This is a genomic window from Streptomyces solincola, assembly GCF_002982015.1.
Classification (GTDB): domain Bacteria; phylum Actinomycetota; class Actinomycetes; order Streptomycetales; family Streptomycetaceae; genus Streptomyces; species Streptomyces solincola.
Map to the genome: position 1 here is coordinate 1 of NZ_PVLV01000558.1, position 6,228 is coordinate 6,228.

The following is a 6,228-nucleotide window of genomic DNA, read 5'->3' on the forward strand; positions in this document are numbered from 1 at the left end:
CCTCGGCCTCGCCGAGCACGGCGACGCCCGGCGACGAGCACCCGGTCGTCGCCGTGCTCGGCGAGGCCGAGGTGGACGAGGCCACCGGTCTGCGCCGGGAGAAGACCAGCGACATGGCGGTGCCCACGCTCACCGCGGGCGACCGCCGGGCGCTGCCCGCCTTCACCTCGCTGGAGACCCTGGCCCGCTGGGACCCGGCCGCCCGCCCGGTGGCCGTCCCGCTGCACCAAGCCCTCCAGGCGGCCGCCCACGAGAAGGCCGACACCCTGGTGCTGGACCTGGCGGGGCCCGTCCCGTACGAGCTGACCGGCCGCGCGCTGCTCGCCGCCGCCGAGGGCCGCACCAGCACCGACCCGCTCGCCGACCCGGCCGTCACGGCGGCGGTACGCGCGCTGGTGGCCGCCGAGCCCGCCGTGCTCCGCGCCCACCTCGGCCCCGGTGACGCGGACGGCACCCTCGCCCTGGTGCTGACCCAGGACGCCGACCCCGCCCGGGCGGCCGGCCGGGTCGCCCGCGCTCTCGCCGCCGACGAGACGCTCCGGGCCCGCCTGGTCCGCGGCCTGGACCTGGCCGTGCTGCCGGCCGCCAGCACCCCGCCGGGCGAGCCCCTCTACGTACGGTCCTGAGGCGCTCCGGCGCTCAGGGGTGCATGCGAGCCCCTTTCAGGCGGTGCCCGGGTCGGTCGTCATGGCCCTCAGGCTGCCGACCCCGCCCCTCGGGGCGTCTTGTGCGTTCCTCGCGTGCGGGAGGGCCGCGTGCGGGAGGGCCGCGTGCGGGCGGGAAGGCCGGTGCGGCCCGGGGCCGGCGGCGGCCCGGGCAGCCTGGCCGTATGGCTGCCCGGCAGGAGGTCTCGGCGTGGCGGCCCGGGGTGCCGGGTGTCGTCGAGGTGTTCCACGCCCACTTCACCGAGCACGCCTATCCGATGCACGTGCACGACGTCTGGACGCTGCTGATCGTGGACGACGGGGCGGTCCGCTACGACCTGAACCGCCGCGAGCACGCCACCCCGCGCGACACCGTCACGCTGCTGCCGCCGCACGTGCCGCACAACGGCTCGCCGGCCACCGCGCGGGGCTTCCGCAAGCGGGTGCTGTACCTGGACCTGAGCCAGCTCGACGCGTCGTACACCGGCCCCGCCGCGGGCGACCCGGACCTGGTCGATCCGCTGCTGTGGCGCCGGATCGGGCGACTGCACACCGTGCTGGCGGACGCCGGTGCCGAGCAGTGGGAGGCGGAGAGCCGGCTCGCGCTCGTCGGCGAGCGGCTGCGCGGGCATCTGCGGCCCCGGCTCGCGGTGTGCCGCCCGGAGCCCGCGGGCGGGCTCGCCCGAGACCTGCGGCAGCTGCTGGACGAGCGGGTGGAGCGGGGCATGACGCTCCAGGAGGCCGCCGACCTGCTGCACGCGCACCCCACCCACCTGGTGAGGGCCTTCGGCGGCGCGTTCGGCATCGCCCCGCACCGCTATCTGACCGCGCGGCGGGTGGAGCGCGCCCGCAAGCTGCTGCTGGACGGGATGCCGCCGGCCCAGGTGGCGGGCGCGGTCGGCTTCCACGACCAGGCGCACCTGAGCCGGCACTTCAGCAGGCTGGTCGGCGTCCCGCCGGGGCGCTACGCGCGCTCCCGGCGGTGACCGCCCGGGGCGGGAGGCTCAGCCGAAGACCGGGCCGGTGTACTTCTCGCCCGGACCCTGGCCCGGCTCGTCCGGCACGATCGACGCCTCGCGGAAGGCGAGCTGGAGGGACTTCAGGCCGTCCCGCAGCGGGGCGGCGTGGAAGGAGCTGATCTCGGTCGCGCCCGCGTCCAGCAGCCCCGCCAGCGCGTGCACCAGCTTGCGGGCCTCGTCCAGGTCCTTGTGCGCGTCGCCGTCCTCGGTCAGGCCCAGCTTCACCGCGGCCGCGCTCATCAGGTTGACGGCGACCGTCACGATCACCTCGACCGCGGGCACCTCGGCGATGTCCCGGGTCATGGCGTCGAAGTCGGGGGTGTCGTTGCCGGCGCCGGAGCCGGCCGGGGTGGCGTCGTCGTTCATGCGTCACACCTTAGGCGTACGCCGAGGCCGCGCCGTGACCGGCGGTCCCGCGCGCCTGGTCGCCTCCCGCTGCGGGAACTGCTAACCTTGTGTGACGACCGGCCGGACGCGACTTCACGCGAGTCACTGCTCCGTATGACTGTGGCCCGCATGACGGCGCGGACCGGCCCGCAAGTGGAGGCTCCGATCTCCCACCTTGCCGCCCCCGAGGCGGCGGGTCACCGGTCAGGCGGTTCCCATCGTTCCGTACGGACGATGGATCCGCCCGATGTGCGCCCCGCGGCATGACCGTGGCGGTGTTCCGGTATGTGTCCACGGAGCCCCGCCTGTGTCCCGTCCGGGGCATTTTTCATGCACCGGCGCGGTTGGTCTGACATTGACACAGATGTAACGCGTCCGTCCGCCAGGCGTTCGCGTGGTGCTACCGAGGAGGATCCATCAGCGCCGAGCCCCGCATCAACGACCGGATTCGCGTTCCCGAGGTGCGACTTGTCGGTCCCAGCGGCGAGCAGGTCGGGATTGTTCCGCTTGCCAAGGCCCTGGAGCTTGCGCAGGAGTACGACCTCGACCTCGTCGAGGTGGCGGCCAACGCCCGCCCGCCGGTCTGCAAGCTCATGGACTACGGCAAGTTCAAGTACGAATCGGCCATGAAGGCCCGTGAGGCGCGCAAGAACCAGGCGCACACGGTCATCAAGGAGATGAAGCTCCGGCCGAAGATCGACCCGCACGACTACGACACCAAGAAGGGTCACGTCGTCCGGTTCCTCAAGCAGGGCGACAAGGTCAAGATCACGATCATGTTCCGCGGACGTGAGCAGTCCCGGCCGGAGCTCGGTTACCGGCTGCTTCAGCGCCTCGCGGAGGACGTGCAGGACCTGGGCTTCGTCGAGTCCAACCCGAAGCAGGACGGCCGGAACATGATCATGGTTCTCGGCCCGCACAAGAAGAAGACCGAGGCGATGGCCGAGGCCCGCGAGGCCCAGGCCGCCCGCAAGGCGGAGCGCCAGGGCCAGCCCGCCCAGGCGGACGAGTCCGCCGACGCGGAGCAGCCGGCCCCGGCGGAGCAGTCCGCCGAGTAGGTCCCGCCCGGGACCTGGAGCCGGGACGGCCCGTCCCGGATTCAACCGATACACCTGACGCTCCCGCGCGCCGGCCTCCCGAGGCCGGCTGGGAGCGCCACTGACGAGGAGAGAACGGCGCGATGCCGAAGAACAAGACGCACAGCGGTGCCAAGAAGCGCTTCAAGATCACCGGCTCCGGCAAGGTGCTCCGTGAGCGCGCCGGCAAGCGCCACCTGCTGGAGCACAAGTCGTCCAAGCTGACGCGCCGCCTCACCGGCAACGCCGAGATGGCCCCGGGCGACGCCGCGAAGATCAAGAAGATGCTCGGCATCTGAGCGACGCTCGCAGGCTCGATCGGCCGGCGCCCGCCACTGGCGGGCCGCGCACGCTGATCGACGTCACGCCCTCGGCGACGAGGGCCGCCGGCCGAGAAGACCGGGACCTCAATCGTTTCCGGGCCGTGTGAGCACCCCCACGGCCCCGCTGCAAGGAGTCAACAAGTGGCACGCGTCAAGCGGGCAGTCAACGCCCACAAGAAGCGCCGGGCGATCCTGGAGCAGGCCAGCGGCTACCGCGGCCAGCGCTCCCGCCTCTACCGCAAGGCCAAGGAGCAGGTCACCCACTCCCTGGTCTACAACTACAACGACCGCAAGAAGCGCAAGGGCGACTTCCGTCAGCTCTGGATCCAGCGGATCAACGCCGCGGCCCGCGCCAACGGCATCACCTACAACCGCTTCATCCAGGGTCTGAAGGCCGCCAACATCGAGGTGGACCGCAAGATCCTCGCGGAGCTGGCCGTCAACGACGCCACCGCGTTCGCCGCGCTCGTCGAGGTGGCCCAGAAGGCGCTGCCCAGCGACGTCAACGCCCCGAAGGCCGCCGCCTGATCCACCGGCCGACCCCCGTGTCGGCCGCCTGATCCGTCGGCTGTCCGCCGTGTCGGCCGTCTGATTCGTCGGCCGACCCCGCGTCGGCCGCCTGATCGCTCAGGCGCGCACCTTCTCGCGTATCCCGTCCGGACCCGCAGGCCCCGCGCCTGCGGGTCCGGTCTTTGCCCGGTCGCACCCGCGCTCCGGCCGCGCCGTCCGGTCCCGCCCGCCCCTGACGGCCCGCCGCGCCGCCCGGCGACTGGCCCGGCGCAACTTCCGGAGCAAGGAGCGCCTGTTCATCGCCGAGGGGCCGCAGGCCGTACGGGAGGCCGTCACCGCCCGGGCCGGCGGGCAGCCCGCCCTGGTCGAGCTGTTCACCACCGTCGAGGCGGCCGAGCGGTACGCCGACATCGTCGACGCCGCCCGCGCCACCGGGGCCCGGGTCCACCACGCCTCCGCCGAGGTGCTCGCCGACGTCTCGCAGACCGTCACCCCGCAGGGCCTGCTCGGCGTGTGCCGCTTCCTGGACTCGCCGTTCGCCGACGTGCTCGCCGCCCGGCCCCAGCTGGTCGCCGTGCTCGCCAACGTCCGCGACCCCGGCAACGCCGGCACCGTGCTGCGCTGCGCAGACGCGGCCGGCGCCGACGCGGTCGTCCTCACCGACGCCTCGGTCGACCTGTACAACCCGAAGGCCGTCCGGGCCTCCGTGGGGTCCGTCTTCCATCTGCCGGTCGCCGTCGGCGTCCCCGTCGGCCAGGCCGTCGCCGGGCTGAGGGAGGCCGGGGTGCGGGTGCTCGCCGCCGACGGGGCCGGCGCGGACGACCTCGACGCCGAACTCGACGCCGGCCGCCTGGGCACCCCCACCGCCTGGCTCTTCGGCAACGAGGCCTGGGGCCTGCCCGAGGAGACCAGGGCGCTGGCCGACGCCGTGGTCCGCGTCCCCATCCACGGCCGGGCCGAGAGCCTCAACCTCGCCACCGCCGCCGCCGTGTGCCTCTACGGCTCCGCCCGTGCGCAGCGTGCTGCCGGAGGGTGCCGCTCCGTCACCTCCAGCTAGTAGGGTGACGGGCTCGGGGGCCAGGCGCGGAGGGGCGGAGGTTCGGCGATGACGCGCGGCACGAGCAGGGGCGGGGGCCCACCCGGGGCGTTACTGGGCGCCTGCGACCCGGACGACCTCCCCGACGGGCTGGTCGTCGCCGACGCGCTGGGGCGGGTGGTCTGCTTCAACGCCGCGGCCTGCCGGATCGCCCGGACCACGCCCGAGGAGGCGCTGGGCGCCCCGCTGGAGCGCGCGCTGCCGCTGGAGGACCTCACCGGACGCCGCTGGTGGAGCGTGACCGACCCCTACGGCGGGCTCGCCACCCGCACCGGGCAGCCCGAGCGCAACCTGCTGCTGCCCGGCAACCGCGAGGTCCTGGTCGCCGCCCGCTACATCCGCGAACGCCCCCTCGGCCCGGTCGGCAAGGTCGTCGTCACCCTGCGCGGCACCGAGGCCCGGCGGCGCACCGAACGCAGCCACGCCGAGCTGATCGCCACCGTCGCCCACGAACTGCGCTCCCCGCTCACCTCCGTCAAGGGCTTCACCGCGACCCTGCTGGCCAAGTGGGAGCGGTTCACCGACGACCAGAAGCGGCTCATGCTGGAGACGGTGGACGCCGACGCCGGACGGGTCACCCGGCTCATCGCCGAACTGCTGGACATCTCCCGCATCGACTCCGGCCGCCTGGAGGTGCGCCGCCAGCCGGTGGACATCGCCGCCGCGGTCGGCCGGCACATCCGGGCGCACAGCTCCTGCGGCCAGTCGCCGGACCGTTTCGTCGCCCGCATCCGCCGCCCGCTGCCCGAGCTGTGGGCCGACCCCGACAAGATCGACCAGGTGCTCGGCAACCTGCTGGAAAACGCGGTGCGCCACGGCGAGGGAACCGTCACCATCGACATAGCCCCCGCCGACGGAGCCGGGGGCGGGGAGGACGCGGACGACGGGAAGGGGACGGCGGTGACCGTGAGCGACGAGGGCCCGGGCATTCCCGAGGAGTCCATGGCCCGCGTCTTCACCCGCTTCTGGCGCGGCAGCAAGCGCGGCGGCACCGGCCTCGGCCTGTACATCGTCAAGGGCATCGTGGAGGCGCACGGCGGCGCCATCACCGTCGGCCGCGCCCCCTCCGGCGGCGCGCAGTTCCGCTTCACCCTGCCCGTGGGCACCCCGCCCGGCCTGCTCTAGCGCGCCGCGAGCGGCCCACCCCGCGGGCGCCCCGGCCCGGGCCCGGCC

General features: G+C 74.2%; 8 protein-coding genes. 7 read left to right on the forward strand and 1 reads right to left on the reverse strand.

Features of this window, described 5'->3' with window-relative positions; all coding sequences use genetic code 11:
- On the forward strand, window positions 1-626 hold a 626-nt coding region (locus C6N75_RS27100; protein WP_105871511.1), incomplete at its 5' end, for an SseB family protein.
- A gap of 203 nt (window positions 627-829) precedes the next feature.
- The gene (locus C6N75_RS27105; RefSeq protein ID WP_105871512.1) at window positions 830-1,630 is read left to right on the forward strand and encodes a helix-turn-helix domain-containing protein; all 801 of its coding nucleotides are present in this window, start codon (window positions 830-832) and stop codon (window positions 1,628-1,630) included.
- 18 nt (window positions 1,631-1,648) lie between these two features.
- Here C6N75_RS27105 and C6N75_RS27110 read toward each other — a convergent pair whose 3' ends face one another.
- Window positions 1,649-2,029 (reverse strand): DUF1844 domain-containing protein, encoded by a 381-nt coding sequence (locus C6N75_RS27110; RefSeq protein WP_105871513.1) that lies wholly within the window; start codon window positions 2,027-2,029, stop codon window positions 1,649-1,651.
- 437 nt (window positions 2,030-2,466) lie between these two features.
- Here C6N75_RS27110 and infC point away from each other — a divergent pair, with 437 nt between their 5' ends.
- The 5 genes from infC to C6N75_RS27140 all read left to right on the forward strand — a co-directional run bounded on the left by infC (window position 2,467) and on the right by C6N75_RS27140 (window position 6,180).
- Window positions 2,467-3,108, forward strand: a complete 642-nt coding sequence (gene infC, locus C6N75_RS27120; RefSeq protein ID WP_105871514.1) for a translation initiation factor IF-3 — start codon at window positions 2,467-2,469, stop codon at window positions 3,106-3,108.
- Between the two features lie 122 nt (window positions 3,109-3,230).
- Entirely contained in the window at window positions 3,231-3,425 is a 195-nt protein-coding gene (gene rpmI / locus C6N75_RS27125; RefSeq protein ID WP_019884943.1) for a 50S ribosomal protein L35, read from the forward strand.
- A gap of 165 nt (window positions 3,426-3,590) precedes the next feature.
- Window positions 3,591-3,977, forward strand: coding sequence for a 50S ribosomal protein L20 (gene rplT, locus C6N75_RS27130; RefSeq protein ID WP_010476244.1), 387 nt, complete (start codon window positions 3,591-3,593; stop codon window positions 3,975-3,977).
- Between the two features lie 214 nt (window positions 3,978-4,191).
- Entirely contained in the window at window positions 4,192-5,016 is an 825-nt protein-coding gene (locus tag C6N75_RS27135) for a TrmH family RNA methyltransferase (RefSeq protein ID WP_105871515.1), read from the forward strand.
- A gap of 48 nt (window positions 5,017-5,064) precedes the next feature.
- On the forward strand, window positions 5,065-6,180 hold the full coding sequence (locus C6N75_RS27140) for a sensor histidine kinase (RefSeq protein WP_105871516.1): 1,116 nt from the start codon (window positions 5,065-5,067) through the stop codon (window positions 6,178-6,180).
- Window positions 6,181-6,228: the final 48 nt, after the last annotated feature.